Here is a 26,555-nt window from a genome sequence, read left to right as displayed (position 1 = left end):
GAAAAACAAGAACCTCAACAATCCTACCCCCCCCCCCCTCCCCCCCCCCCCCCCCCCCCCCCCCCCCCCCCCCCCCCCCCCCCCCCCCCCCCCCCCCCCCCCCCCCCCCCCCCCACGGCCGGTCAGACCAGGCCGAGGCGGACGGCCGCCGCCTCCGCGTCCACCGGCACGGTGACGGGCTGCGGAGCGCCCGCGACCGCCCAGTCGGGGTCCTTCAGGCCGTTGCCCGTGACCGTGCACACGATCGTCTGGCCGGGGTCGACCAGGCCCTGCTCGGCCGCCTTGAGCAGACCGGCCACCGAAGCGGCCGAGGCGGGCTCGACGAAGACGCCCTCCTGGGCGGCCAACAGCCGGTAGGCGGCGAGGATCTGGCGGTCCGTCACCTCGTCGATGAAACCGCCCGACTCGTCGCGCGCGGCGAGCGCGTACTCCCAGGAGGCCGGGTTGCCGATGCGGATCGCGGTGGCGATCGTCTGCGGCTCCTTGACGACCTCGCCGCGCACGATCGGCGCGGAGCCGGAGGCCTGGAAACCCCACACGCGGGGCGTACGGGAGGCCAGGCCGTCGGCCTTGTACTCCTTGAAGCCCTTCCAGTACGCCGTGATGTTGCCGGCGTTGCCGACGGGCAGCACGTGGATGTCGGGGGCGTCGCCGAGCGCGTCGACGATCTCGAACGCAGCCGTCTTCTGGCCCTCGATGCGCACCGGGTTGACGGAATTGACCAGCGCCACCGGGTAGTTGTCGGACAGCGCGCGGGCCAGGTCGAGGCAGTCGTCGAAGTTGCCGTCGACCTGGAGGATCTTCGCGCCGTGCACCAGCGCCTGGCCCATCTTGCCGAGCGCGATCTTCCCGCGGGGCACGAGGACGGCGGAGACCATCCCGGCGCGCACCGCGTACGCGGCCGCGGACGCCGAGGTGTTGCCGGTGGAGGCGCAGATGACGGCCTTGGCGCCGTCCTCCTTGGCCTTGGTGATCGCCATGGTCATGCCGCGGTCCTTGAAGGACCCCGTGGGGTTCGCGCCCTCGACCTTGAGGTGCACCTCGCAGCCCGTGCGCTCGGACAGGACCTGCGCGGGCACGAGGGGAGTACCGCCCTCGCGGAGCGTGACCACCGGCGTCGTGTCCGTGACCGGCAGCCGGTCCCGGTACTCCTCGATGATGCCGCGCCACTGGTGGGTGCGATTGCTGCTCATGGGTCCTTACTCCCCTTCAACACGCATGATGCTGGCGACACCGCGGACGGTGTCCAGCTTCCGCAGCGCCTCGACGGTCCCGGAGAGGGCGGCGTCGGGTGCGCGGTGGGTGACGACGACGAGGGAGGCCTCACTGCCGCCCCCGTCTGGACGACCTTGCTGCCGGACGGTGTCGATGGACACGCCGTGCTCCGCGAAGACCGTCGCCACCTGGGCGAGGACGCCCGGCTTGTCGGCCACATCGAGGCTGATGTGGTACCGCGTGACGACGTCCCCCATGGGGCTGACCGGCAGCTGGGTGTAGGCCGACTCGCCGGGCCCCGTTGCCTCGGCGAGCTTGTTCCGGCAGACGGCGACGAGGTCGCCCAGGACCGCCGAGGCGGTCGGCGAACCGCCCGCGCCGGGCCCGTAGAACATGAGCCGCCCGGCGGCCTCCGCCTCGACGAAGACGGCGTTGTACGCCTCGCGGACGGAGGCGAGCGGGTGGCTGAGCGGGATCATCGCCGGGTGCACGCGCGCCGTGACGGACCCGCCGTCGGCGGCCCGCTCGCAGATCGCGAGCAGCTTGATGGTGCAGCCCATGCGCTTGGCGGAGGCGAAGTCGGCCGCGCTGACCTCGGTCATGCCCTCGCGGTGGACGTCGTCGAGCCGGACCCGGGTGTGGAAGGCGATCCCGGCCAGGATGGCGGCCTTGGCGGCGGCGTCGTAGCCCTCGACGTCGGCGGTCGGGTCGGCCTCGGCGTAGCCCAGGGCGGTGGCCTCGTCGAGGGCCTCCTGGTAGCCGGCGCCGGTGGAGTCCATCTTGTCGAGGATGAAGTTGGTCGTTCCGTTGACGATGCCCATCACCCGGTTGATCTTGTCGCCGGCGAGGGACTCGCGCAGCGGGCGGATCAGCGGGATGGCGCCGGCGACGGCGGCCTCGTAGTAGAGGTCCAGCCCGGCCTGCTCGGCGGCCGCGTGCAGGGCCGCGCCGTCCTGGGCGAGGAGTGCCTTGTTCGCCGAGACGACGGAGATGCCGTGGCCGAAGGCGGTGGTGATGAGGCCGCGGGCCGGCTCGATGCCGCCGATGACCTCGATGGCGACGTCGATGTCCCCCCGTTTGAGCAGGGCGGTCGCGTCGGTGGTGATCAGCGCGGGGTCGATGCCCTCGCGCACCTTGGAGGGACGGCGCACGGCGACGCCCGCCAGCTCGACGGGCGCGCCGATCCTGGCCGTCAGATCGTCGGCGTGCGTCGTCATGATGCGCGCCACCTCTGAGCCGACCACTCCACAGCCCAGCAGCGCCACCTTCAGCGGACGCGTACGCATCATTCGACCTACGCCTTTCGATCTTCCATCGGCTCCCGGCGGGCGGTGTTGCACGCCGGGTTTGAACCAGTCTCACCCAATGGACACGAGTTTCCATCCTCGGTCCAGTGAATGAGACAGCTATTTCATCATCCGAGGTCGAGACGGAGGAGGTCTTCCTCGGTCTCGCGCCGGACGATCACCCGCGCCGCCCCGTCGCGCACGGCGACGACGGGCGGGCGGAGCGCGTGGTTGTAGTTGCTGGCCATGGAGCGGCAGTACGCCCCTGTGGCGGGTACGGCGATCAGGTCGCCGGGGGCCAGGTCGGCCGGCAGGTAGGCGTCCTTGACCACGATGTCACCGCTCTCGCAGTGCTTGCCGACGACGCGGGCGAGCACCGGCTCGGCCTCGGAGGTGCGCGAGACGAGGGTGACGGAGTACTCGGCGTCGTAGAGGGCGGTGCGGATGTTGTCGGACATGCCGCCGTCGACGGACACGTACGTGCGCAGCCCCTCCAGGGGCTTGATCGTCCCGACCTCGTAGAGCGTGAACGCGGTCGGCCCGACGATGGCGCGGCCCGGCTCGACGGAGATGCGGGGCGCGCGCAGGCCGGCGGCCTCGCACTCGCGGGCGACGATCTCGTTCAGCGCCTTGGCGATCTCGTGGGGCTCGCGCGGGTCGTCGGAGGAGGTGTAGGCGATGCCGAGGCCGCCGCCGAGGTCGATCTCGGGCAGCTCGACGCCGTGCTCGTCGCGTACGGCGGCCAGCAGCCGGACGACGCGGCGGGCGGAGACCTCGAAGCCGGCCATGTCGAAGATCTGCGAGCCGATGTGGGAGTGGACGCCGAGCAGTTCGAGGCTGTCGTGCCCGAGGGCGCGGCGCACGGCCTCGGCGGCGGATCCGTCGGCGACGGCGATGCCGAACTTCTGGTCCTCGTGGGCGGTGGCGATGAACTCGTGGGTGTGCGCCTCGACGCCGACGGTCACGCGGATCTGCACGGGCTGGCGCACTCCGTGCTCGCGGGCGATGTGGGCGACGCGGGCGATCTCCTGGAAGGAGTCGAGGACGATCCGCCCGACGCCCGCCTCGACGGCGCGGTTGATCTCGGCCACGGACTTGTTGTTGCCGTGGAAGGCGATGCGCCCGGCGGGCATCCCGGCGGCCAGCGCGGTGGCCAGCTCCCCGCCGGAGCACACGTCGAGGTTGAGCCCCTCCTCCCGGAGCCAGCGGACGACGGCCTTCGAGAGGAACGCCTTGCCGGCGTAGAAGACGTCCGCGTCCGGGCCGAAGGCGGTGGCCCAGGCCCGGCACCGGGCCCGGAAGTCCTCCTCGTCGAGGAAGTAGGCGGGGGTCCCGAACTCCTCGGCGAGCCGGGTGACCTCGACGCCGCCCATGCTGACGACGCCGTCCTCGTTCCGCCGGACGGTGCGGGACCAGACCTTCTCGTCGAGGGCGTTGAGGTCGGCGGGCGGCGGGGTGTAGTGGCCCTCGGGCAGGACGTCGGCGTGGCGGGGGCCGGCGGGGTGCGCGGAACGGCTCATCGGTATCTCTCTTCGCGGATCACAGGCAGTCGGGTGCGTGGATGCCGAGCAGGGCCAGGCCGCCGGCCAGCACCGTCCCGGCGGCTTCGGCGAGGGCGAGCCGGGCGCGGTGGGCGGCCGAGGGTTTCTCGTCCCCCTTGGGCAGGACGCGGTACTGGAAGTCGAGCAGCGCGTCGGCCAGCTCGACGAGGTGCCTGACCAGCCGCTCGGGCGCACGGTGGTGCGCGGCGGCTTCGAGGACGAGCGGGTGGTCGGCGAGCGCGCGCACCAGCGGGGCGCCGTCGCCGGGCGGGACGGGCTCCAGCCGGGGTCCGAACCCGAGCTGGCGGGCATTGCGCACGAGCGCGACGGCCCGGGCGTGGGCGTACCGCACCCGGAAGAACTCGCTGGACTCGTCCTGGACGAGCAGTGAGCCGCTGAACGTGGGCGTCTCGTGGGCCGGTACGCACAGCATGGCCCAGACGGCGGCGTCCCCGCCGAAGCGGGCGACGACGTCACCGTCCCGCCGGGCAACAGGCGCAACGTTCGACGGCGGCCCCGCGTCGCGGACCCCCTGCGCCAGCAGGATCAGCCCGACGGCCCGCCCGACGACCTGGGCCCGCAGCTCGGCGGCAGGGGCAAGATGAACGGGTCCGGGTCCGGGTCCGGGTCTGGGGACGAGGCCCAACGCATCCCGCACCACATCAACGGAGGAGCGCTCCTCCAACACGAAATTCAGGAAGCCGGCGCCGGTGACCTCGACGCGGGCGATCCCGGCCTGGGCGCCCAGCCGGCCGGCCAGCACCCGGGCCACCTCGCCGGGCGGACGGCCCGCGGCCTTGGCGACCTGGAAGGCGACGGGGGTGGCGTACTCCCCCACCCCGCCGGGGCGGGTCCGCTCGACGACCACCCGCGCGGGCACCGCGGCACGCGCGGGCAGCTCCCCGTCCTCGACGGCGCAGCGCACTGCGTGCACGACGGTACGGGTGAGGTCGGCGGGGGTCACGGGACCAGCCTAGGGGAGACACCCCACGGTCACGCGAACGGTTTCGCCATGTGAACAGAGGCGCTGCCGCAGGGCGCTAGCCCCTCCCCCTCCCGGCAGGAGCCCCTTCACGCCCTTCCCGGTCGCGCCGCTCGACCAGCATGCGCACGACCCGTACCAGCTCGGCGGGCTCGAAGGGCTTGGCGACGAACGCGTCGACCCCGGTGTCGATCCCGACCTCCACCTCGTGCTGCGTACAGGCGCTGACGATGGCGACGGGAAGGTGCCGGGTCCGCGGATCGGCCCTGAGCTGCGCAGCAGTGCGCAACCCGTCCAACCGGGGCATGACCACGTCGAGGGTGATCACATCGGGATCCACCTCGTGCACCACGTCCAGGCACTCGGCACCATCGCTCGCGGTCACGACCTCGAAGCCCTCCAGCTCGAGATTGACCTTGATCAGCTGCCGGATGACCTTGTTGTCGTCGACAACAAGCACCCGGCCCGAGGCGCCTGGCACAACTCGAGAGTAGGTCCGCGCCGGCCCCCGCGTCCGGCTTTTCGCCACTTCCACCCCGTCCGAGCGACCCGGGCCCCGCTCCCCGCGAAACGGTTTCTGATCACCCCGCGGAAGCTGGTAGTGTTCAACCCGTCGCCGCACAGCGAACGACACGCCCCCGTAGCTCAGGGGATAGAGCAACGGCCTCCGGAGCCGTGTGCGCAGGTTCGAATCCTGCCGGGGGCACTTCGCAAGAAGTGCCATTGAGGCGCTGACCAGCAGAAACGCGGGTCAGCGCCTTTCTTTTTGCCGCAAGACACACGGTCTGCATTGCCGTTACACCTTCGCGCCCCACCTCCCCGACCCGATGAGTAGGCGGACCGCTCGGCTCGCCGCAGGCGAGCATGACGGACCCTCGGCTGCATTCATCCATCAGCTCGGCTGTGTACCCGCCCGCAAGGGCTTGACGCCAGTTAAGACGTTTCGCACACCGAGTCATGAGCACTGCGACGGACGGGCCGCCGTCATCAAGGTCTGAACCCACCGCCGCCCCGCACTCTCCTGCGGAGGTTTAGTTTGCGCTTCCGGCGGCGCGCAGGTCCGTGACGTACATGGACGTCCGCCACGTCGGCTCGGCTCCTTCTGACGGCCAGACCGGTCAGTTTCGCTTGCGCTTCCCGCCGGCGCGTCGGGCAGGCCGCTTCGTCCGCCGGGAGCCGGGCCGAGCAGCGCCGCTGACGAGGGAGGTGCGCCAGGCTCGGCGGGCCTGCTCGGCAATGGCGCGGTCGGGGTGGTGGGAGAGCTGCTGCGCGAGGGAGGCGGTGGTGTACGGGTCCGCCGCGGCGAGGGCGGTGAGCAGGGCCGGGCCGCCGCCGGGCCAGGCTGCCGCGGCCTTGTCGAAGGCGGCATGCAGATCGGTGAAGAGGTGGGGCTCCAGCTGGTCCTCGTCCGCGGTCATGCGGTGGTCGAGCGATGCGGCCTGCCGCAGGGCTTCGAGCTCGTCGACCAGACGCACCGCGCGGGCTGGCAGCGGCACGGCCGAGGCGGCCGGTGCCTGTCCCCGTGCGGACAGGAGGTGCGCGGCCCAGCCGCCCAGCACGGGGTCGGCCTGCAGCCGGTGCAGGGTCTCGTCGGGTACGAGGGCGGCATCGAGCGTGGTGAGCAGGGACCGCCTCCTGGCGGGCTCCGGCCCGGGACAGGGGACGGCTAGAGCCTCGAAGAAGGGAGTCCAGCCGTTGGCACCGTGCACGGCCAGCCAGTCGCCGACCGTCTGCCGGGCGACCGGCTTCGGCCAGTACTGGGCCGCCGCCACCAGTCGCTCCGCATCCCAGCCGCGCATCTGCTCCCAGGTGGGGAAGGAATCCGCGGCCGGGCCTCCGACGCCCAGGAGGAGGGCTTCGCGCAGCAGCGCGGAACCGAGGGGGGTGAGGCTGAGGACGTCTCCGGTGCGTTCGGTGACACCCAGAGCGGCCAGGCCGTCCATCAGCCGCACCAGGCGGGTGGCCGCCGGCCCCAGGCCCTCGCGGTCGGACGCGGTGAGCGTGGGAATACCGAGGACCGCGGACAGGGTCTGAAGATCCGGCAGTTCGTAGTCCGCGCTTTCCGGGCCGCCGGATGTCGGGGTTACGCTCTCGTGTCCGGGCGGGACGGCCCACATGTCGCTGAGGGCAGCCAATCGGGCCACGGACTGCGCCGTCCCGGCTTCTCCGCACAGGAGGTAGAGCGTGAGCGTGTGCTCGCCGTCGTACTCCTCTGCGGTCTCCTTCTGCTCGGCCAGCTGCAGCAGGAGGGCGCCCAGCATGGTCAGCGCCAGTCCGGTCAATTCCACGGGGCCGCCGTCATGCCAGGTTTCGGCCGACGGTCCCGGGCCGAGTACGCCGTCCTGCCCACGCACCAGGAACCCGGTCGCCAGCGCGAGTTCACGCGTCCGCTCGTCCGCGCCCTCCGGGTCGGCGGCGGCTCCCTCCAGACGCTGGGGCAACGGGGTGGCCCGCAGCCGCGCGGCCTGATCCTCCGCTGAGACGGGCAACGGGGCCGGAGGAAGCGGCGCGAACTCGTCGCCGTTCATCTCCAGGTGGCTCCCTGCCATGGCCTCGACGAGCGTGAGGAGAGGCATGGTGCCCGCGCCGACGCCCGTCGCCAGATGCGAGAAGGGCCCGTGCAGCAGCGCGTCGAGCCCGGCCGCCGTCCAGCGGTCCGCGAGCGTGGCCGCCTGCTCGTTGTACCAGTCGTCGAGCTCGTCGTCGGACAGGTCGGCCGGGGCATCGGCGACCAACGGGCCCTCGCCGGGCCGGGGCCGCACCCGCTCGGCCACCGCCGCGGCCTCCAGCTGTCCGGCGAGCAGCTGCCGGGCCTGCCTGGAGCGCTCGGCGCACAGCGCCTCCGCATAGGCCGCTTCCGCGAGTGGTCCCTCCGCGGAGGACACGGCGAAGCCGAACGCCGCTTGCCGCTCCGTGCGGGGGCGCTCGGCGAAGGCATGCAGCCAACCGTGCACTGCTTGCGGGTCGGTGGTGTCCACGCCGTCGGCGCGCAGCAGGTTTCCGTACAACCGGGGCCAGGTGAGACGGCGGGGGCTGGTCATCGCCTCACGGAAACCCTCGGCCAGCTCGTGCACGCGGGCCACGAGCCTCGCGTGCCGCTTGGCATTGAGCCGGCCGGCCTCACGGGTGTGGTCGGCCAGCGCGACCAGAGCCGCCACGTAGTCCGGGAGCTCGTCCTCGGTGGCGCTCACGTAGAGCGGGAGGAGAGTGTGCATCAGCTCCGCCGCCAGTTCCTCGGTGGGCTCGGGCAAACCGGTACGGCGGCGGGTCTCGCAGAGCGCGAGCAGACCGAGTACGGCCTCTGCTGCCCTGGGTTCCAGGGCGGCGCAGCGTTCTTCGGCGCGGGCGAGAAAGGAGTCCAGGTCGAGGAGCAGCGGCGTGGCGATGTTCACCCCGGCAGCGTATCGAGGCCACATGGCCGCGCGCGGGCCTGTTGGCGGAACTCCGGGCGTGCTCCCGGTCGTGGTCCTAGGCCTGGGCGGAAGCCATCCGTCATCCGGGAGCGGTCCAAGCCGGCGGCTCACCCCAGGTTTCTGTGCGACCAAGGTCGCGTCCTCCAGCGCGGGGCTGGGGAGTTGCCGATGTCGGCCTCACTTCAGGGGGAGGTGGGTGGTGAGCCAGGTGGTGGCCAGGGTGGAGACCTCCTCCAGGGCGCCCGGTTCCTCGAAGAGGTGGGTGGCGCCCTCCACCACCTCCAGGCGGGTCTCGCAGCGGAGTTGGGCCTGGGCCTCGCGGTTCAGGGCCAGGACCTGGGTGTCGTCGCCGCCGACGATCAGGAGGGTCGGGGCGCGGACCTCGGAGAGGTCGGGCGCCAGGTCGGGGCGGCCGCCGCGGGAGACCACCGCGTACACCGGGGAGTCCGACAGCGACGCCGAGGTGAGGGCTGCTGCGGCTCCGGTGCTGGCGCCGAAGTAGGCGAGGTGGAGCTTCGGGGTGCGGGTGCGGAGCCAGGTGGTGGTGGCGGTCAGGCGGGCCGCCAGGGTGGGGATGTCGAAGACGTGGGCGCGGTTCCCCTCCTCGGCCGGGGTGAGGAGGTCGAAGAGGAGGGTGCCCAGGCCGGCGCGGTTGAGGGCCGAGGCCACCTGGCGGTTGCGGGGGCTGTGGCGGCTGCTGCCCGAGCCGTGGGCGAAGACCACCACCGCGCGGGCGTCCGGCGGGAGGGTGAGTTCTCCGGGGAGGGGCAGGCCCGCCGCGTCGATCACCACGTCGGTCGTCTTCGCGGGCGTGCTCATGGGGGTGCCGCCTTCGGGGGGTGGGGGGACGCCGCCTCTCCCGCCGCGCGGGTCAGGAGGGCGACCACTTCCTCGTCCGGGGTCTGGGAGAAGTCGCGGTACCACTGGCCCACGGCCGAGAATCCGGCCGGGGTGGCCAGGAAGACCACGTCGTCGGCCGCGTCCGCGATGCGGGCGGCGGCGTCCGGCGGGGCCACCGGGGCGGCCATGACCACCTTGGCCGCGCCCTGGGCCCGTACGACCCGGCAGGCGGCGGCCGCCGTGGCGCCGGTGGCGATGCCGTCGTCGACCACGATCGCCGTACGGGCGCGCAGCGGGACGCGGGAGCGGCCGGCGCGGAAGCGGTGGGCCTGGCGGGCCAGTTCCTCCTGTTCCGCCGCCTCCACCTCGGCGATGTCCTGCGGGGTGACGCGGCCGTGCCGGACGATGTCGTCGCTGATGACGCGTACGCCGCCCTCGCCGATGGCGCCGAAGGCGAGCTCGCGCTGGTACGGGACCCCGAGCTTGCGCACCACGATCACGTCCAGGGGGGCGTGCAGGGCGTGGGCCACGTGGAAGGCGACCGGGACGCCGCCCCGGGGCAGGCCCAGCACCACGGGGTCCTCCGGCTCGTACTTCCGGAGGGCCTCGGCGAGTCGTCGTCCCGCGTCGTCGCGGTCGGTGAACAGCACCTGCTCTCGCCGCCTCGTCCTGGCGTTCGTTCGGTTCGGCCTCTTCTTCGAGAGGAACCCATCGGGATGGTTTGTGCAAGTGGTCCGAGTGCCCCGGTGGACCGTAGGTTGGCGGTGGGGCCACGACGAGGACGGGGCGGCGCGATGCGTGGACTGGTGGAGACGGCGCGGCGGTGGGCGGCCGAGGGGCGGGCGGGTTTCCTGGCCCGGCCGGTGGCCGAGCAGGGGTTCGGGCCGCGGGACCCGGCCGGGGCCCTGCTGCTGGACGCGGGCGGGGAGTGCGTCGGGTCGCTGTACCGGGGGGTGTTCGACGCCGAGCTGGTGGCGGAGGCCGGGGCGTGGCCGCCCGGGGCCACGGCCCGGGTGTGCGAGGTGTCGGTCGGGGCCGAGGAGGCGGCCGAGGCGCGGCTGACCTGCGGGGGCCGGGCCGAGATCCTGCTGCAGCCGCTGGCCGCGGTGCCGGCGCAGTGGTGGGAGCTGCTGGCGCAGGGGGTCGGGGTCGCGCTCGTGACCCGGCTGAACGAGCGGGCCGACCGGGCGGTGAGCGAGGTGGTCCGGGCCGTCGACACCCCCGTCGACGAGGCCGGGCGGCGGGCCGGCGAGTTGCTGGCCACGCGGCGGCCCGGGCGGGACTCCGTGTACGGGGACACCGGGCTGGTGCTCGTGGAGGCCTGCCCGTCGGAGCCGCACGTGGTGATCGGCGGTCCCGCGTCCGGGGAGCTCGCGCAGCTCATCGGGGCCCAGGCGCGGCTGCTGGGGTGGGGTGCGCAGTACGTGGGCACCGTCGCAGAGGCCGGGGAGCTGCTGGCGGCGCGCCGGGACGCGGCCTGTCTGGTGATGCTCAGCCACGATCCGGAGTTCGACGTGCCGACGCTGCGGGCCGCGCTCGCGCTCGGCGTCCCGTACGTGGGGGCGCTGGGCTCGCGCAGGACCACGGCCCGGCGGCGCGAGGGGCTGGAGGCGGCCGGGGTGGCGCAGGCCGAGGTGGCGCGGGTGCACGGGCCGATCGGGCTCGACCTGGGCGCCCGTACGCCGGCGGAGACGGCCCTCGCGATCTGCGCCGAGATCCTGGCGGTGCTGAGCGGACACGGGGCGGACGGTGCACCGGGCGTACGGGGCGTACCGGGGTTGCGGGAATCCGGCGGGCCGCTGCGGTAGCCGCGCCCGACGGGGGCGGCCACCGCAGCACTGCGTGACGGCTGCGGGCGCGGGCGCTACTTTCCGAGGGCGCGCTTGAGCTGGGCCTTGGTCATCTCCGAGCGGCCGCGGATGTTGCGCTGCCGGGCCTCCTCGTAGAGCTGCGCGTGCGTGGGGCCCTCGGCGCCCGAGTGGGAGCGCAGCCCCCCGCGGCGCGATGAGGACATGTCCTCCAGGGAGAGCAGGCTCGCGGTCTCGGACTCGCCGGCGCGGGCCCGCTCCTTGTTGACCGTCCGGGCGGCGATCTCCGTGGCCTCGGCCTCGGGCACGCCGCGTTCCTCGGCGCCCTCCTTGATGTGTTCGTACTGGCGTTCGCGCTTGGGGGAGGATCCGCGGGGCATGCCTGGCCCCTCCTTCCGACGTGGCCGTCCGCCCATGAGGACGGCTACTGCCCGCTTACCCGCCACCCGTGCAGTCAGTCGCCCAATGGCCATGTTTCCGTCATTTCTCGGGCTCATCAGGCACATCAGCACCAAAGCCGGGAATATGACCTGTATGAACGCGACACTGAGCTACCTCGCGGTCGACGCGACCCTTGGCAACATCGCGTGGTTCTTCTTCGTGGGCATCCTGATCGCCGGGTTCCTGCTCGCCGGCTTCAAGCTGGGCCAGCGCGTCCGGGCCAAGGAGCCCCCGCCGCCGACCCCCGAGAGCCAGCCGCACCTGCCCGACGGCGGAGCGGTGCACGAGGTGCGCGAGGAGCGCGACCAGATGCCCATCCCCGAGGGCGGTCTGCGCCCCCACGAGATGCAGGGGTACGGGAACTTCGGCGACACCGCCTCCAGCCACCCCGACGAGGTCCGCAAGCGGCGCGAGTCCGGCTACGAGCGCCCCGAGGGCCCCGGCCCGCACCCGCAGCCCGGCTCTCCCCCGAACTCGGGGCGCGGCGCCCACGCGTGACCGCCCCGGGCCCTCGTCTCCGCCGCCCCTCCTCCACCACGCCTGACCTGCGCCGCCCGCCCGCGGTGCGGGTCAGGCGTCCGTGCGGAGCCTGAGCACCTCGGGGGGCGGGTGCCGGGTCGAGGTGTGCCGGACCTCGGCGGCGAGGGGCGGGTCCAGGGGCCGGTACGTGACCTCCCCGATCCCGATGGCGGTGGCGGTGGCCGTGGCGGTGGCGGTGTCCCCTCCGCCCGCCCCTCCGCCCGCCGCGCCACCCGCGCCCGCCGCCCGCCCACCCGCGTCCGCCCGCAGGGCCATCTCCGCCAGCAGCTCCGCTCGCTGCACCGCGGTCAGCGGGCTCGACACCAGCGGCGCCTCCTCCTCGCCCGGCAGCACCAGCACCAGCGCCTGGGGGCGGCGCGGGGTGCCGGTGTAGCCGATCACCGCCGCGTCCCGCACCTCCGTGTGCCGCAGCTTCCGCCAGCCGCGCCGCCCCGCCGGGTAGGCCTGGTCCAGCCGCTTGACGACCAGGCCCTCGATGCCGCTGGCGGGCAGGGTCTCGTACCAGGTCTCGGCCACCTCCGGGTCGGTGGTCATCGGGACCGGTTGCAGGGGCGGGCCGAGCGGGAGCAGCAGGTCCACCAGGAGGGCCCGGCGCCGCTCGTACGGGCGCCCGCGCACGTCCTGCCCGGCCAGTTCGAGGACGTCGAACGCGGCGTACGAGGCCGGCAGGCTCTGCGCGAGGACGGCGGCCCTGGCCGCGGTGGCGGCGGCCCGCCGCTGGACGAGGGCGAAGTCGGTGCGCCCCTCGGACCACACCACCACCTCGCCGTCGAGGACGGTGTCGGGGGGCAACTGCCGCGCCGCGGCCACCAGGTCGGGGAAGGCGCTGGTCACGTTCCGGCCGGAGCGCGCCTGCAGCAGTACCTCCTCGGGCGTGCGGACCACGATCAGCCGGTGTCCGTCGAACTTGGGCTCGTACGCCAGGCCCGCCGCGCGCGGCAGGGTGCGCACGGGGGCAGCCAGCGCCACCTGGATCACGGCGGGCCCCGTTTGCGTGAGGCCCTGGACCCGGCCCTTTCGGGGAGCCGGTGGGCGCGGTCCGGGTCCAGCAGGGGCGCCCAGAGGTCGCCGTCCCGCTCCAGCCGGGGCGGGAGGTCGTCGGCGAGGAACACCAGGTCGGACGGTGTGCGGCAGTCCTCGACCTCGGCCCATGACACCGGTGCGGAGACGGTGGGCCGGGCGCGCGCCCGCAACGTGTAGGGGGCGGCGGTGGTCTTGGCGGCGGCGTTCTGGCTGTGGTCGACGAAGACCTTGCCGGGCCGCAGGGCCTTGGCCATGCGGTGCACGACGAGTTCGGGGAGCTCGCCCTCGGCTTCCTGGGCGAGGGCCTTCGCGTACGCCGACACGAGCTCGGACGGGGTCGGTTCCAGGGGCACGGACAGGTGCAGCCCTTTGGCCCCGGAGGTCTTGGCGCAGGCGACGAGCCCGTCGGCGGCGAGCCGCTCGCGCAACCACCCGGCCACCGCACAGCACTCGACGACGGTGGCGGGCGCCCCGGGATCGAGGTCGAGGATCAGCCGGTCGGCGACGGCGGGACTCCCCGCCGTCCACTGGGGCGTGTGGAACTCCACCACCAGGTTGGCCGCCCACATCAGCGACGGCAGGTCGGAGACGACCACCTGCTCGGCCGAGGGGTCGTCCGACCGCGGCACGGCGGCGGTCTTCACCCAGGCGGGCGTACCGGGCGGCGGGTTCTTGGTGAAGAACAGCTGTCCTTCCGGCCCGTCGGGATAGCGCAGGAACGACACCGGCCGGTCGTGGATGTGGGCCAGCAGCGCAGTGGCGACGGTGGCGTAGTAGTGCAGCACCTCGCCCTTGGTGAACCGGGTCTCGGGGTACAGGACCTTGTCCAGGTTGCTGAGCGAGATGCGACGCCCCTCCACCATTGTGATCGGCGTCATACGATGAGACTGCCACGAAACGGGAGGAACCGTGCGATCCATCTGGAACGGGGCCATCTCCTTCGGCCTGGTCAGCATCCCGATCAAGCTGGTGAACGCCACCGAGAGCCACTCCATCTCCTTCCGCCAGATCCACCTCGACGACGGCGGCCGCATCCGCTACCGCAAGGTGTGCGAGCTGGACGGCGAGGAGGTGTCGAGCGACGAGATCGGCAAGGGCTACGAGGAGGCGGACGGCTCGATCATCCCGATCACGGACGAGGACCTGGCCCGGTTGCCGATCGCCACGGCGAAGACGATCGAGATCGTGTCGTTCGTACCGGCGGACGAGATCGATCCGCTCCAGTTGGACTCGGCGTACTACCTCGCGGCGAACGGAGCCACGGCCGCCAAGCCGTACACCCTGCTCCGCGAGGCGCTCAAGCGCAGCCGCCGGGTCGCGATCGCCAAGTACGCGCTGCGGGGCCGGGAGCGGCTGGGCATGCTGCGGGTCGTCGACGACGTCATCGCCATGCACGGACTGCTCTGGCCGGACGAGATCCGGCAGCCGGAAGGGGTCGCCCCCGAGGCGTCGGTCTCGGTGCGCGAGGCGGAGCTGGACCTGGCGGACGCACTGATGGCGACGCTGGGCGAGGTCGACATGGCGTCGCTGACCGACGAGTACCGCGAGGCGGTCGAGGCGATGATCGAGTCGAAGGCGGGGGGCGCCTTCGAACCGCCGTCGGAGGCGGAGGTGGAACCGGCCGGCGGCAAGGTGATCGACCTGATGGCGGCGCTGGAGAAGAGCGTACGGGCGGCCAAGGCGTCGCGGGGCGGGGACGAGGAGGCGGCCGGGGCCGCGGCGGAGGCCGAGGTGACGCCGATCCGGCAGCCGGCGCCGCGCAAGCGGGCTCCGGCTGCGCCGAAGGCGGTGGGCGGCAAGAAGTCGACGGCCGCGGCCAAGAAGACGACGGCGGCAGCGGGGAAGTCCACCGCGACCAAGTCGACGGCGAAGACCGCGAAGACGGCGAAGACGGCCACCACGGCGAAGACTGCGAAGACGGCCAGGAGCACCAGGTCGGCGAAGGCCGCCGGCGCCGCCGAGCAGACCGCGAAGAAGGCGGCGAAGACGACGGCGAAGAAGGCCACCCCCCGCAAGCGGGCCTCTGCGTAGCCGCCGGCCGGCGGGGGAGCGCGGCCCGGCGGACGGAAGGTGGGCTCGGCCCTTCGGGTCCCCCGGGCCGTGTCACCGCCCCTGCCACGTCCGGGCGTCCCGGGCCAGCGCGAACAGTCCCTCGACGTCCGGCGGCTTGAGCGTGAGCGGCGACGACGCCAGGGCGGCGGCGGCCGTGGCCGGTTCGAGCACGCGGATGTCGCGGACCGTGGGGGCCACGTCGACGCGGGAGGCGTCGACCAGGGCCAGCGAAGGCGTGGCCGTGGCGCCCAGCGCCCGCGTGGCGGCGGCGGCCGCGCGGCGGATCCAGCGGGGATCGGGGCGGGGGTCGGCGCGGCCCACGCCGAGCAGGAGGTCGCCGACGACGGCGCGTTGGCGGCGGCCCGGGAGGCTGCGGATGCAGAAGACGCCGGCGGGGCCGATCAGCAGGTGGTCGAGGCGGCCCAGCGCGCGCAACGGGATGCAGTGCACGACCCGCCAGCCGTCGGCGTCGAGGGCGTCGAGGAGGTCGCCGATGCGCTGCTGGGCGGTGAGTTCCTGACGCAGCCGGTGGCGGGTGCGGGCGCCGGCGGAGCCGTGGGCGAGTTCGCCGAGCAGGGTTTCGCCCGGGCGGTTCGGGGCGAGGTCCTCGTCCGGCGGCAGGGCGAGGCGGCGCAGTTCCGTCCGGGTGGGGACGGGCGGCGGGCCGATGGTCCAGGCGCCGCCGAGGTACGGCCGCAGCGCCGTGACCACGGCTTCGCGGTGCTGGTCGGCGAGCACGCTGATCCGGTTGGTCTGCCGGTCGTACCAGGCCACCGCCCGGCCGTCGGGCAGGTTCACGTAGAGCCGGCCGCGGCCGGGGCGGCCGCTGGGCAGCACTGTGAGTCCGCGCATGGACGTCACCCCCCGGGGTCAATGGGACCAGGGCGGGGGGCCGGGGGCAATCCCCCGTGGGGAGTTCTCGGTCGTGTAACGGCTTCTACGGGAGTCTGCCGGGTTCCTGTTACACGCTCATCGCGGTACCGCAACGGCGGGTTCCTAGGTTGGTGGCGATGACGTCGGGTGGCGATGACGAAGGAGGGCTCCGCGTGAGCATCGTCCGTACTGTGGTCCGCGCCACCGCCGTGGGCGCGTGTGCGGGAGGTCTGGTCGTGCTGCCCGCGGCCGCGGCCCTCGCCGAGGGGCTGCCCGCGGCGTCGGCGGCGCGGACGCCGGTCAAGCGGGTGGCGCTCGCGGACGGGGTGTCCCGGGCCGAGGTCTACGAGGTCGCGGACGGTGTCTACCGGGCGGACGTCCTCGGCGGTGACGGGGCCAGGACGGCCACCCTGCACAGCGGGGACGGTGCGGTCGCGATCGGCGGCGGGGCGATGCACGCCGCCCTGCGGACCGACGGGCGGATCACGTCCTGGATCGGCGACGGCGGCGCGCCCGACGGACACGCGCCCGGCGGCAACGTGCCCGGCGGCCACAAGACGGCGACGCGCGACGGGGTCGTCCTCGCCGTGCCCGAGCCGAGCACGGGGGCGCTGCGCCTGAACACGCTGGCCGACGAGCCGGGCGACGGGGTGCTGCTGCTGGCCGCGGGCGGCGGCATCGCGGCGGTGGGGGCTGCGGGGCTCGGCTTCGCGATGCTGCGGCGCGGGCGTACCGACGGCTGATTCCGGGGAGGTTCCGGGGGAATCGGGGCATATCTCTGCATGCGGCCGGACCACGGACGGTCGGACCGCGGGTGCTCGGAACGCACCCGGTCGTGCCGCGGAGAGGAGGTCCCGCAGGTCATGAGGACGCCCCTCCTGCGCGCGGCTCCGCGAGCGACTCGGCGCGCGACCCGGCGCACGACCCGGCGCGCGGCCCTGCGTACGGCTGCGTGCGCGGCGCTGCTGCTGGTCGCCGGCTGCGGCGGGGGCGGAGGGCTGGTCAGTGCGGGGGTCGTGCCGACCGCGAGCGGGCCCGTGCAGCTGTGGCCCGGCCGCCAGGGGGCGACCGTGCCGCCCGCGGATCCGGGGGGCGCGCCCGCGGTGTACGTGCCGGGGCTGCCGCCCGTCCGGGGCCAGAACGTGCACGAGGTCGATCCGGTGGCCCTGGTCAAGGCCGAGGTGGCGGCGGGCACCGCCGGTGTGCCGCCGGAGACGGCGGCGGCGGTCGAGGCCTGCGGGAAGGAACCGGCGGGGGCGTGCCCGGTGCTGACGCCGTACTACCGGGACCTGACCGGGAACGGGCGGGACGAGCTCGTCGTCGGGATCGACATGCCCGACGGGATGATGTCCGTACGGGTGTACACGGCGGACCGGAACGGGCTGCTCAACCGGATCATGACGACCACGGAGTCCGTGGTGGGGGTGGAGCTGGCCGGGCAGGACGTGGTCCTGCGGGTACCGAGCGGAAACCCGGGCTACGAGCTGGTCACCGCCTGGTCCTGGGACTCCAAGGAGCGGACGATGCTGCCGACGCGGGAGCAGATCGTCCGCGTACCGCAGACGCAGGCGCAGGCGCAGGCGTCACCGCAGCCCCCGACGCAGGAACCGCCCGGGACGCAGGGACCGCCCGGGACGCCGGGGCAGTCGTCGTGAGGGCCCCCGCGTGGACGGCGTCGCTGACCTGGAAGTCGGGGTGCTTCATCGTCGTCATGTGCTGTGCGCTGGCGGCCGCGCTCGGCGTGCTCGTCCACGTGGAGGTGACCCGGCAGACCCTCACCACGGCCCGCGACAAGGCGCTCGACAAGCTGAGCGGCGTGGTCGCGGAGTACGAGGCGGGCGAGCCCCTGCCGCCCGATGCGGGACCGGATCCCGCCGGGCTGCCGCCGCCGTTGCGGCAGCTGGCGCTGAGCGGGCGGCGCGGGACGATGCTGGCCGAGGACCGGCCGGTGATGTGGGCGGCGGCGCCGGCGGACGGGAAGGCGCTGGCCACGTACGTCGACTACGCGCAGGGCGCGCGGACGATCAGCGGTCTCGACAACGCGATCATCGGCTCCTCGGTGGTGGCGATCGGCGGGACGCTGCTGCTCGGCGCGTTCGCGGTGACGCGGGTGACGCGGCGGCTGCACCAGACGGCGACGGTGGCCCGGCGGATCACGCAGGGGGACCTGGACGCGCGCGTGGACGATCCGCGGACGAAGGACCCCGCACGGCACCAGGACGAGGTGGCGACGGTGGCGGCGGCGCTGGACACGATGGCGGGGACCCTGCAGGCGAAGCTGTTGCGCGAGCAGCGGTTCACGGCGGACGTGGCCCACGAGCTGCGGACCCCGCTGACGGGGTTGCAGGCGGCGTCGGAACTGCTGCCGGATGGCCGGGCGACGCAGCTGGTGCAGGAGCGGGTGCGGACGATGCGGGGGCTGACCGAGGACCTGTTGGAGATCTCCCGGCTGGACTCCGGCAGCGAGGTGGTGGAGGGCGACCTGCACCAGTTGGGGCGGCTGGCCCGGCGGGTGGTGCGGGCGTCGGGTACGGACACCGAGGTGGTGGTCGTGCGGGACGCGCACGTGGAGACGGACCGGCGGCGGCTGGAGCGGGTGCTGGGCAACCTGGTGGCCAACGCGCACCGGCACGGCCGGACCCCGGTGGTGCTGACCGTGGACGGGCCGGTGGTGACGGTCCGGGACCACGGGGACGGCTTCCCCGCCTACCTGCTGGAGCACGGACCGGAGCGGTTCCGCAGCGGCGGCCCGGGGGGACACGGGCTGGGCCTGACGATCGCGCTGGGTCAGGCGGCGGTGATCGGGGCTCGCCTGGAGTTCGGCAACCCCGGATCCGGCGGGGCCCTGGCGACCCTGACCCTGCCCGACACCCCGCCCCCACCGCATCCGGGCGCCCCCGCCCACCCGGGCGGCCCGGGCGGCCCGCCCCCGCGCCGCTGACCCTGCGACGGGGCCCACGGCGGCCCGGGTACGGGCACGCGGGGGCCGACGGGGGGTTACTCGTTCGGCGGAGGGGTGCGTCGGGTGGGCTTGGTCCAGGGCCAGCGGAGCCTCGGCTTCTCCGCGTCCGGGGAGTACGTGTACTTCCAGCCCTTCTGGAGGCCCAGCCGTCTGGTGTAGCCCGCGGGGACCCGCTCGTACAGCAGGACCGTCGGGGGGCCGCCGTCCGGCGCCGGGACCGGGATCTCGTACCACTTCGGGGGGTGGCCGGTCGGACCGACGAGGATCGGCAGGGTGCGGCCGTCCATCGGGCCGCCCTCGAAGGGGGTGGGTTCGCTTCTCACCCCTCCAGTGTCACAGCAGGTGGGCGGCCTCGGAGACCACCGGGATCACGCGCCGCGCCAGGACTCCGGCCGGCCCGTCGGCGGTTTCCAGGGCGAGTGCCGCGCGGGCCGCGGCGGCCGTCTCGGGGTCGGTGGCGGCGGTGGCGGTCAGCAGGGCGATGAACTGGTCCACCAGCCAGTCCCGCAGGGTGCCGGCGTCGGGCTGTTTGCCCTCGTCGATCCATATCAGGGAGGCGGCTTCGACGGCGGTGATCCAGGTGCGGACCATCATGCGCAGCCGGGGCCCCGGTCCGGGCGCGGGGACGGACAGGTGGAGCAGGATCTCGCGGGCTGCGGCGCGGCGGATGCCGTCGACGGTGGCGGTCGTGCGGGAGGTCTCCACGACGCTGCCGCCCTGGAGGAGGGCGGTGAAGCCGGTGTCGTGCTCGTCGACGAAGGCCAGGTAGTGGTCCAGGGCCCGGGCCAGGCGCTGGGTCAGCGGGCCCGTCCGGGGTACGGCGAAGCACTGGTCGAGCCGGTCCGCGGCCGAGCGCAGGGCGGCCTCGTAGAGCTGCTGCTTGCCGCCGGGGAAGTAGCGGTACACCAAGGGCCGGGAGACACCGGCCGCCTCGGCGACGTCGTCGAGGGAGACCTCCTCCGGCGCCCGGTGCGCGAAGAGCGACAGTGCCACGTCGAGGAGCTGTGCCCGCCGCTCCTCGACGCTCAGCCTGCGGTACGCGGGTGCGGTCATGCCCGCAGGGTAGCCGCCGCGGGCCGGCCGCAGGACTGCCGCAGCAACGCGGTCTGCGCACGGCAGCCGGGGCCCGCCGCCCCCGGGCCGCCGGCCCGCGCCCGCGCCCCGTCCGGTATCGCCCTCGAAGACCTCACGGGCATCCGCAGCCGGGTACGGCTCCGCAAGGACCAGCGGACCACCCTGCACACGTGGAGCTTCCACCAGCTCGTCCGGTACATCGAGTACAAGGCCAAGCGGGCCGGAGTGCCGCTGGTGTACGTCGATCCTGCGTACACCAGCCAGCAATGCTCCGAGTGCGGCCACATCGACCGGAACAACCGCGTCGATCAAGCGACGTTCGCACGCCGGTCCTGCGGGACCCTCAAGCACGCGGACGACAACGCGTCCCACAACCTCGCCCGCAAGGGCCAGACCGCGTGGACAGCGGGGCGTGAGTCACGCGTCCCAGCCACCCCATAGAGGTGGCTCAGACGGAGGAGGCCACGCGACAACCAGCCGCGCCCCACCTCCAAACCCGGCCCTTCGAGACCGGGTCAAGTTGACGCGAGGAGTCCGGAGCTTCGCCAGAGCCGGCGGCCGACGCCGCGCAGGACCCCGATGTCGTCGAGGAAGTCGGTGAGCCGCCCGGCTCCGGTCTGCATGACCTCGCGGCGGTGGCCGCTGGCCTTGACCTGGGCGACGGCCTCGCGCCGGTCGAGGCCGACGTTCTCGTACACCTGCGGGTTGACGAAGGCGAGGGAGAAGACGCGGGCGGCCTCGCCGCAGCTGATCCGGGTCAGCTCCTGCTCCCAGCGCGGGGCCGTGAGCATCTGGCGGCGCAGTTCCTCGCGGGCGTAACGGACGTGTCGGGCCTCCTCGATGACGTGGATCCGGGTGACGCCGCGGACCAGCGGCTGGATGCGCTCGTCGGGGAAGGTGAGGCGCTGCATCCAGTCGAGGATCTCCTCGCCGAGCAGGGTGCAGGCGAAGGAGCCGGGGGTGGTGGAGACGGTCTTGAGGACGCGGGCGAGGTTGTGGTTGAGGCGGGAGACCGGGTAGGCGGGGGCGCCGGCCTTCTGGATCATGCGGGCGAACATCATCGAGTGCCGGCACTCGTCGGCTATCTCGGTGAGCGCGTAGCGGACGTGGTTGCTGGTCAGCGACTTGTCGTAGATGTGCCGGACCAGCAGCTGCATCAGGATGATCTCGAACCAGATGCCGAGGGAGGCGAGCGAGGCGGCTTCGTGGCGGGACAGGTCGATGCGCTGCTCCTCGCTCATCCGCTTCCACATCGGGGTGTCGTAGAGGGAGAGCAGCTCGGGGGGCCAGTAGTACGCGCCGTCGACCAGCGGGGCGTCCCAGTCGAGCTCCTCGTCGGGGTCGAAGGAGTGCTTGGCGGAGGAGTCGAGGAGGCGTGCGGCGGTCTCCTCGCGGTCCTTGAGGAGGCCGAGGGCGTCCCGGAGGGCCTGGTCGCGGTCGGTCCCGCGGCCCTTGCCTCGGTCGGTCCCGCGGTCGTCCGTGCGGTCGGTGGTGGTCGTCATGGCGGGGCACCTCGCCCTGTTCCGGGGTGGGTTGGGGTCACGGCTGCGATCCCCCGGTGCGGTCACCAGTTATGAGACTGCTTGTCAGCAAGAGCGTCAATCCCCTGCGCGCCACTTGTTGACTGCGCGTCTACCAACGTGTGACATTGCCAACGATCCTGTCCTGCACGGCAGTACGCGAGGCGAGGGGGCGTCAGTGTCGACGCACGAGCTCTACACCGCAGTCCCGGACGAGGACGTCTGGCAGGTCCCGGCCACCGGCGCGGCCCGCTTCAACTGGGAGTACGCGCAGGGCCGCGAACGGCTCCTCGCGCTCTACCAGAAGGGCAAGGACAAGCAGTGGGACGGCGCCAAGCGCATCGACTGGGACCTGCCGGTCGACCCTCACAACCCGCTCGGCACCCCGGACGAGGCCCTGACCCTGCACGGCACCCGCTACTGGTCGAAACTCACCGAGCAGGACAAGGGCGAGCTGCGCCGGCACTACGCCTCCTGGAACTTCAGCCAGTTCCTGCACGGCGAACAGGGCGCGATGGTGTGCGCGGCGCGCATCGTGGAGTCGGTCCCGGACCTGGACGCCAAGTTCTACTCCGCCACCCAGACCATGGACGAGGCCCGGCACGCCGAGGTCTTCGGCCGCTTCCTGCACGAGAAGATCGGCCTGCTCTACCCGATCAACGACAGCCTCCAGGGCCTGCTCGGGGACACCCTGCGCGACGCCCGCTGGGACATGCCCTACCTGGGGATGCAGGTGCTGATCGAGGGGCTGGCGCTGGCCGCCTTCGGGATGATCCGCGACACGACCGACAAGCCGCTGCCGAAGCAGATCCTGGCGTACGTGATGCAGGACGAGGCACGGCACGTGGCGTTCGGACGGATGGCACTGCGCGACTACTACCGGCAGCTCACCGACGCCGAGCTGCGCGAGCGCGAGGAGTTCGTGATCGAGGGCTGCCACCTCATGCGCGACCGGCTGCGCGGGGTGGAGGTGCTGGAGAACTTCGGCATCCCGCGGCAGGAGGCGGTGCGGTTCACCGAGCAGTCGGAGTTCCTGCACCTGTTCCGCAGGCTGCTGTTCAGCCGGATCGTGCCGTGCGTCAAGGACATCGGCCTGTGGGGGCCGCGGCTGCAGAAGGCCTACCTGGACATGGGGGTCTTCGAGATGGGCGACTCCAACCTGGACCTGCTGATGAGCCAGGACGAGGAGGTCGCCGAGGCCCTCGACCGCGAGCGGTTCGCGGCCGAGGAGGCGGCGCGGGTGGCGGAGGTGGCGGCCGCCATCGCCGAGGGGGCGCAGGAGGGCGCAGTCGACACGGAAGGCGGGGGCGGGCGGGACGGCCGGGCGGGTCCCGAGGCCCCGTAGCCGGTAGCCGGACGCCCCGCCGCTACCCGGCGGTCGTCGGCGCCGACTCCCGCCCAGGCTCCGGCGGGAAGTCCGTGCGCAGGGTGAACGCGTACGGGGTCGGGCCGTGTTCCCGCAGGTGGAGGAGCCGTTCCTCGGCGTCCGCCACGGTGGGCCGCTGCCCGGCCGGGACCCACCACAGGGCGGTCATCGCGTCCGTGACGTGCTCGAACCACTCCCGGCGGCGGGCCAGGACCTCCCGGTGCCGGCCCCGGTACATGTAGGCCTTCAGGGCCTCGGGGTCCCGCCACACGGACATGTTCAGGATCAGCCATGCGTCGTCGAAGACCGCCACGTCGGTGGCGTTGCCCTCCTCCGACTGGAGCCGCCACACGAACCCGTCGGCCGCGTCGGCATCGGCGTTGACCGGGTCGAGGGCGTCGACGAAGCCCTTCAACTGCGGTGAGTCCAACGAGTACTTGAGTCGGGCTATGTTCACCTGTGCGAGTTCGGCCACGGATTCGGATACGGGTTCGCGTTCAAGGGTCATGAACGTAGCGGTACCAGCCGACCCGTCCGCGGTGCAGGGCATTTCACTCCCCGGACGCGGACGGGGACGGGGACGGGGGCGCGAACGCACGCGGCGGCAGGGCCGGGGGCCGGGGCGTGGCCGCAGGCCCCGGCGTGGTGGCAGGCCGGGGCCGGGCCGCAGGGGCGGCCGCACGCGCCCCGTCGCGCAAGGCCGCCTCCATCACCGCGCGGGCGATCGGCGCGGCCGCACTGTTGCCGCTGATGTGCCCGCGGTCGCCCGCCGCGTCCTCGACGACGACCGCGACCGCCACCTCCGGAAGCGGTGCGCCCGCGGCCTTGGCCCAGCCGATGAACCAGGCGTACGGGGTGCCCGCGTTGCCCACGCCGTGCTGGGCGGTGCCCGTCTTGCCGCCGACCTCGGCCCCCGGGATGGCCGCGTTGCGCCCGGTACCGTCCTCGACGGCGTTCACCATCAGCCGCTGCAGCCGCAGGGCCGTCGCCGGGTTCATGGCGCGGCCGAGGCTGCGCCGGCCGGCGCGCCGGACCTGGCTCCCGTCGTCCTGGGTGGTCCGCTCGACCAGGTACGGGGCCCTCAGCTCGCCGCCGGACGCGACGGCCGCGGCCACCATCGCCATCTGCAGCGGGGTCGCCTTCGTGTTGAACTGCCCGATCGAGGACAGGGCGAGCTGGTCGGGGCTCATGTCGGTGTCGAAGTTCGACCGGGACACCCAGGCCGGCACCCGCAGGCCCTCCTCGTTGAAGCCGAACCGGCGTGCCGCCTCCACCATCCCCCGCAGCCCCACCTGCACGCCGATCTTCGCCATCACCGTGTTGCAGGAGTGCCGCACCGCCTCCGCCATGGAGGCGTCCCGGCAGCCGGTGCCCACGTTCGGCAGCAGGGTGCTGGTGCCCGGCAGCGGGTAGGGGTCGGGGGTGCGGGTCGGCGCGTCCACGTCCGTGACCACGCCCGCGTCCAGGGCCGCGGCCGCCGTCACGATCTTGAAGGTGGAGCCGGGCGGGTACGTCTCGCGCAGCGCCCGGTTGAGCATCGGCCGGGCCGGGTCCGCGTTCAGCCGCGTCCAGGCCGCGGTGACGCCCGGGCCGGTGCCGGACAGCACCCCCGGGTCGTACGAGGGGCTGCTGACCAGCGCGAGGATCCTGCCGGTGGCGGGGTCGAGGGCGGCCACCGCGCCCCGCTTGCCCGCCAGCGCGCCGTACCCGGCCCGCTGCACGGCCGCCCGGACGGTGGTTTCGGCGTCGCCGCCGTCGGGTCGGCCGCGGGACAGCTCGTACCAGAGCGGGAAGAACGACAGCCCCGGGTCGGTGCCGGCGAGGACGGGGTCCTCGGCCCGCTCCAGCAGGCTGGTGCCGTAGGTCTGGGAGGAGAAGCCGGTGACGGGCGCGTAGAGCGGGCCGTGGGCGTACGTCCTCTCGTAGCGCAGCAGTTGGCCGCTGTCCCGGGATCCGGTGACCGGCCGCCCCTCGACCAGGATGTCCCCGCGCCGCTGGGCGTACCGCTCGATGGCGGGGCGCTTGTTGGCCGGGTTCGCCCCGTAGGCGGCGGCCTCCCAGACCTGCACCCGGACCACGTTGGCCAGCAGGGCGGCGAGCATCAGGGCGCAGAAGTACGCGCACCACCGGATGTAGCGGATCACCGGCCGGCCACCGCCCCGCCGGCCGCTCCGGGCCCCGTCCCGGCGGGGGCGGGGCGCGGTCTGCGGGCGCTGTCGCTGAGCCGGACCAGGAGCGCGACGATGATCCAGTTGGTGACGACGGAGGAGCCGCCCTGGGCGAGGAAGGGCATGGCCATCCCGGTGAGCGGGATCAGGCCGGTCACTCCCCCGGCGATGCCGAAGACCTGGAGCGCGACGATGGAGGCGAGTCCGGTGGCCAGCAGCCTCCCGAAGGGGTCGCGCAGGGCGAGCCCGGCGCGGAAGCCGCGGTCCACCAGGATCCCGTAGAGCAGCAGGACCGCGGTGAGGCCGACGAGGCCGAGCTCCTCGCCGGCGGTGGCGAGGATGAAGTCGGACTTGGCGGCGAAGCCGATCAGGAAGGACTGGCCGTGGCCGAGTCCGGCACCGAGGAGCCCGCCGGCGCCGAAGGCGAAGAGGGACTGGGCGAGCTGTCCGGGGCCCTCGCCGCGGTCGATGGAGGCGAAAGGATTCAGCCAATCGTCGACCCGGCCGTGGACGTGCGGTTCGAGGCTGCCGACGGCGTACGCACCCGCGGCGGCCAGGGCCAGCCCGACGGCGATCCAGCCGATCCGCCCGGTGGCCGTGAACAGCATGATCACGAAGAGGCCGAAGAAGAGGAGGGAGGTGCCGAGGTCCCGCTCCAGGACGAGCACGCCGACGCTGAGCAGCCAGACCGCCAGGATCGGGCCGAGGACCCGGCCCGGGAGCAGCCGCAGCCGCCAGAACAGGCGGCGGCCGGTCAGGGCGAGGGCGGTGCGGTTCGCGGCGAGGTAGGCGGCGAAGAACACGGCGAGCAGGATCTTCGCGAACTCCCCCGGCTGGAACGAGAACCCCGCGAACCGGATCCAGATGTGCGCCCCGTTCACCGCCGGGAAGAAGACCGGGACCAGCATCAGCACCAGGGCCGCCGCCACCGACAGGTACGCGTAGCGCTGGAGCACCCGGTGGTCGCGCACGGCCGCGACGACGAGCACGAACAGGACGATGCCGAGGGCCGACCAGCGCAGCTGGTCCCCTGCGGCGGCGTCGGCGGCCGGGGTGGTCAGGTCCAGGCGCTGGATGAGGACCAGGCCGAGCCCGTTGAGCAGGAAGGCGATCGGGAGCAGCGCCGGGTCGGCGTACGGGGCCCGGAGGCGGACCGCGAGGTGGGCGAGCAGGGCGGCGCAGCCGAGCCCGGCGGCGTAGCGCGCGGTCGTCCCGGGCGGCCGGCCGGTGGCGGCGAGGCCGACGGAGAGGTGGCCGAGCACGCAGATGAGGACGGCCCCGGTGAGGAGCGTCAGCTCGGCTCCCCCGCGCCGGGACGGACGGACGCCGGGGGGCGGGTGCGGGAAGGGCTCCGCCACCTCAGCCGTCAGAGCGGTCATACGGGAAACGTAGCAAGTGGACGGGTGACATGTCCGCTTATGTCATAGGGTGCCGAAGAATCGTCAGAAACA

24 protein-coding genes, 1 tRNA gene and 1 pseudogene are annotated in these 26,555 nt (G+C 73.6%); 9 read left to right on the top strand and 17 right to left on the bottom strand.

Annotated elements, in window-relative coordinates; all coding sequences use genetic code 11:
* Positions 1-122 precede the first annotated feature (122 nt).
* The 5 genes from thrC to ACZ4VL_RS12190 all read right to left on the bottom strand — a co-directional run bounded on the left by thrC (position 123) and on the right by ACZ4VL_RS12190 (position 5,553).
* Positions 123-1,193 carry a threonine synthase gene (gene thrC / locus ACZ4VL_RS12210; RefSeq protein WP_468198809.1) on the bottom strand — a complete coding sequence of 357 codons (1,071 nt, stop codon included), beginning with the start codon at positions 1,191-1,193 and terminating at the stop codon, positions 123-125.
* Positions 1,194-1,199: 6 nt separating this feature from the next.
* Complete coding sequence (locus tag ACZ4VL_RS12205; RefSeq protein ID WP_404233856.1) at positions 1,200-2,504, bottom strand: homoserine dehydrogenase; 1,305 nt, start codon at positions 2,502-2,504, stop codon at positions 1,200-1,202.
* Between the two features lie 125 nt (positions 2,505-2,629).
* Positions 2,630-4,021: a diaminopimelate decarboxylase gene (gene lysA, locus ACZ4VL_RS12200; RefSeq protein ID WP_468198807.1), complete on the bottom strand. Its 1,392-nt coding sequence runs from the start codon at positions 4,019-4,021 to the stop codon at positions 2,630-2,632.
* A 19-nt stretch (positions 4,022-4,040) separates the two neighbouring features.
* Complete coding sequence (nrtL, locus tag ACZ4VL_RS12195; protein WP_468198805.1) at positions 4,041-5,006, bottom strand: ArgS-related anticodon-binding protein NrtL; 966 nt, start codon at positions 5,004-5,006, stop codon at positions 4,041-4,043.
* A 76-nt stretch (positions 5,007-5,082) separates the two neighbouring features.
* On the bottom strand, positions 5,083-5,553 hold the full coding sequence (locus tag ACZ4VL_RS12190; RefSeq protein WP_468198823.1) for a response regulator: 471 nt from the start codon (positions 5,551-5,553) through the stop codon (positions 5,083-5,085).
* A gap of 105 nt (positions 5,554-5,658) precedes the next feature.
* On the opposite strand from ACZ4VL_RS12190, the gene ACZ4VL_RS12185 reads away from it, so the two are divergent.
* Positions 5,659-5,730, top strand: a tRNA-Arg gene (locus ACZ4VL_RS12185).
* 412 nt (positions 5,731-6,142) lie between these two features.
* Here ACZ4VL_RS12185 and ACZ4VL_RS12180 read toward each other — a convergent pair.
* Both ACZ4VL_RS12180 and ACZ4VL_RS12175 read right to left on the bottom strand, forming a co-directional pair.
* Positions 6,143-8,416: a hypothetical protein gene (locus ACZ4VL_RS12180; protein WP_468198803.1), complete on the bottom strand. Its 2,274-nt coding sequence runs from the start codon at positions 8,414-8,416 to the stop codon at positions 6,143-6,145.
* Positions 8,417-8,614: 198 nt separating this feature from the next.
* Positions 8,615-9,927 (bottom strand): annotated as a pseudogene (locus ACZ4VL_RS12175) (alpha/beta fold hydrolase).
* 144 nt (positions 9,928-10,071) lie between these two features.
* On the opposite strand from ACZ4VL_RS12175, the gene ACZ4VL_RS12170 reads away from it, so the two are divergent.
* Entirely contained in the window at positions 10,072-11,085 is a 1,014-nt protein-coding gene (locus tag ACZ4VL_RS12170; protein WP_468198800.1) for an XdhC family protein, read from the top strand.
* A 56-nt stretch (positions 11,086-11,141) separates the two neighbouring features.
* Here ACZ4VL_RS12170 and ACZ4VL_RS12165 read toward each other — a convergent pair whose 3' ends face one another.
* Positions 11,142-11,465, bottom strand: a complete 324-nt coding sequence (locus ACZ4VL_RS12165) for a plasmid stabilization protein (protein WP_468198798.1) — start codon at positions 11,463-11,465, stop codon at positions 11,142-11,144.
* A 154-nt stretch (positions 11,466-11,619) separates the two neighbouring features.
* On the opposite strand from ACZ4VL_RS12165, the gene ACZ4VL_RS12160 reads away from it, so the two are divergent.
* Positions 11,620-12,024: a DUF6479 family protein gene (locus tag ACZ4VL_RS12160; protein WP_468198795.1), complete on the top strand. Its 405-nt coding sequence runs from the start codon at positions 11,620-11,622 to the stop codon at positions 12,022-12,024.
* A 72-nt stretch (positions 12,025-12,096) separates the two neighbouring features.
* On the opposite strand, the gene ACZ4VL_RS12155 is transcribed toward ACZ4VL_RS12160, so the two are convergent.
* Complete coding sequence (locus ACZ4VL_RS12155) at positions 12,097-13,041, bottom strand: ATP-dependent DNA ligase (protein ID WP_468198821.1); 945 nt, start codon at positions 13,039-13,041, stop codon at positions 12,097-12,099.
* Entirely contained in the window at positions 13,041-13,967 is a 927-nt protein-coding gene (ligD, locus tag ACZ4VL_RS12150; RefSeq protein WP_468198792.1) for a non-homologous end-joining DNA ligase, read from the bottom strand. Before ligD ends, ACZ4VL_RS12155 begins: the two co-directional genes overlap by 1 nt.
* A gap of 31 nt (positions 13,968-13,998) precedes the next feature.
* Here ligD and ku point away from each other — a divergent pair, with 31 nt between their 5' ends.
* A complete protein-coding gene (ku, locus tag ACZ4VL_RS12145; RefSeq protein WP_468198790.1) occupies positions 13,999-15,120 on the top strand; it encodes a non-homologous end joining protein Ku in 1,122 nt (373 codons plus the stop codon).
* 72 nt (positions 15,121-15,192) lie between these two features.
* Here the strand turns inward: ku and ACZ4VL_RS12140 are convergent, their stop codons facing one another.
* On the bottom strand, positions 15,193-15,993 hold the full coding sequence (locus ACZ4VL_RS12140; protein WP_468198788.1) for a nuclease-related domain-containing protein: 801 nt from the start codon (positions 15,991-15,993) through the stop codon (positions 15,193-15,195).
* Positions 15,994-16,187: 194 nt separating this feature from the next.
* Between ACZ4VL_RS12140 and ACZ4VL_RS12135 the strand changes: the two genes are divergently transcribed.
* The 3 genes from ACZ4VL_RS12135 (at position 16,188) to ACZ4VL_RS12125 (ending at position 18,955) form a co-directional block, all read left to right on the top strand.
* Positions 16,188-16,757 carry a hypothetical protein gene (locus ACZ4VL_RS12135; protein ID WP_468198786.1) on the top strand — a complete coding sequence of 190 codons (570 nt, stop codon included), beginning with the start codon at positions 16,188-16,190 and terminating at the stop codon, positions 16,755-16,757.
* Positions 16,758-16,877: 120 nt separating this feature from the next.
* Complete coding sequence (locus ACZ4VL_RS12130) at positions 16,878-17,669, top strand: coiled-coil domain-containing protein (protein ID WP_468198783.1); 792 nt, start codon at positions 16,878-16,880, stop codon at positions 17,667-17,669.
* The gene (locus ACZ4VL_RS12125; RefSeq protein WP_468198781.1) at positions 17,666-18,955 is read left to right on the top strand and encodes a histidine kinase dimerization/phospho-acceptor domain-containing protein; all 1,290 of its coding nucleotides are present in this window, start codon (positions 17,666-17,668) and stop codon (positions 18,953-18,955) included. The genes ACZ4VL_RS12130 and ACZ4VL_RS12125 overlap by 4 nt, the downstream gene beginning before the upstream one ends.
* Positions 18,956-19,011: 56 nt before the next feature.
* On the opposite strand, the gene ACZ4VL_RS12120 is transcribed toward ACZ4VL_RS12125, so the two are convergent.
* Both ACZ4VL_RS12120 and ACZ4VL_RS12115 read right to left on the bottom strand, forming a co-directional pair.
* Positions 19,012-19,299, bottom strand: a complete 288-nt coding sequence (locus ACZ4VL_RS12120; RefSeq protein WP_468198778.1) for a hypothetical protein — start codon at positions 19,297-19,299, stop codon at positions 19,012-19,014.
* 10 nt (positions 19,300-19,309) lie between these two features.
* A complete protein-coding gene (locus ACZ4VL_RS12115) occupies positions 19,310-20,029 on the bottom strand; it encodes a TetR/AcrR family transcriptional regulator (RefSeq protein ID WP_385830901.1) in 720 nt (239 codons plus the stop codon).
* On the opposite strand from ACZ4VL_RS12115, the gene ACZ4VL_RS12110 reads away from it, so the two are divergent.
* Positions 19,946-20,491: an RNA-guided endonuclease TnpB family protein gene (locus ACZ4VL_RS12110; RefSeq protein ID WP_468198776.1), complete on the top strand. Its 546-nt coding sequence runs from the start codon at positions 19,946-19,948 to the stop codon at positions 20,489-20,491. The two genes, ACZ4VL_RS12115 and ACZ4VL_RS12110, sit on opposite strands and share 84 nt — an antisense overlap.
* A gap of 74 nt (positions 20,492-20,565) precedes the next feature.
* On the opposite strand, the gene ACZ4VL_RS12105 is transcribed toward ACZ4VL_RS12110, so the two are convergent.
* Positions 20,566-21,552 carry an AurF N-oxygenase family protein gene (locus ACZ4VL_RS12105; RefSeq protein WP_468198773.1) on the bottom strand — a complete coding sequence of 329 codons (987 nt, stop codon included), beginning with the start codon at positions 21,550-21,552 and terminating at the stop codon, positions 20,566-20,568.
* Between the two features lie 196 nt (positions 21,553-21,748).
* On the opposite strand from ACZ4VL_RS12105, the gene ACZ4VL_RS12100 reads away from it, so the two are divergent.
* Positions 21,749-22,915, top strand: a complete 1,167-nt coding sequence (locus ACZ4VL_RS12100; protein ID WP_468198771.1) for a ferritin-like domain-containing protein — start codon at positions 21,749-21,751, stop codon at positions 22,913-22,915.
* Positions 22,916-22,937: 22 nt separating this feature from the next.
* On the opposite strand, the gene ACZ4VL_RS12095 is transcribed toward ACZ4VL_RS12100, so the two are convergent.
* From ACZ4VL_RS12095 to ACZ4VL_RS12085, 3 genes are read right to left on the bottom strand one after another with little or no spacing between them, the layout of a single operon-like run.
* Positions 22,938-23,444 carry a DUF3291 domain-containing protein gene (locus tag ACZ4VL_RS12095; protein WP_468198769.1) on the bottom strand — a complete coding sequence of 169 codons (507 nt, stop codon included), beginning with the start codon at positions 23,442-23,444 and terminating at the stop codon, positions 22,938-22,940.
* Between the two features lie 43 nt (positions 23,445-23,487).
* Positions 23,488-25,080, bottom strand: coding sequence for a penicillin-binding transpeptidase domain-containing protein (locus ACZ4VL_RS12090; RefSeq protein ID WP_468198767.1), 1,593 nt, complete (start codon positions 25,078-25,080; stop codon positions 23,488-23,490).
* Positions 25,077-26,483, bottom strand: a complete 1,407-nt coding sequence (locus ACZ4VL_RS12085; RefSeq protein ID WP_468198765.1) for an FtsW/RodA/SpoVE family cell cycle protein — start codon at positions 26,481-26,483, stop codon at positions 25,077-25,079. The genes ACZ4VL_RS12090 and ACZ4VL_RS12085 overlap by 4 nt, the downstream gene beginning before the upstream one ends.
* Positions 26,484-26,555: the final 72 nt, after the last annotated feature.

The sequence above is a fragment of the Streptomyces sp. NPDC029014 genome, assembly GCF_055564695.1.
This window is presented reverse-complemented; position numbering and strand designations above follow the sequence as displayed.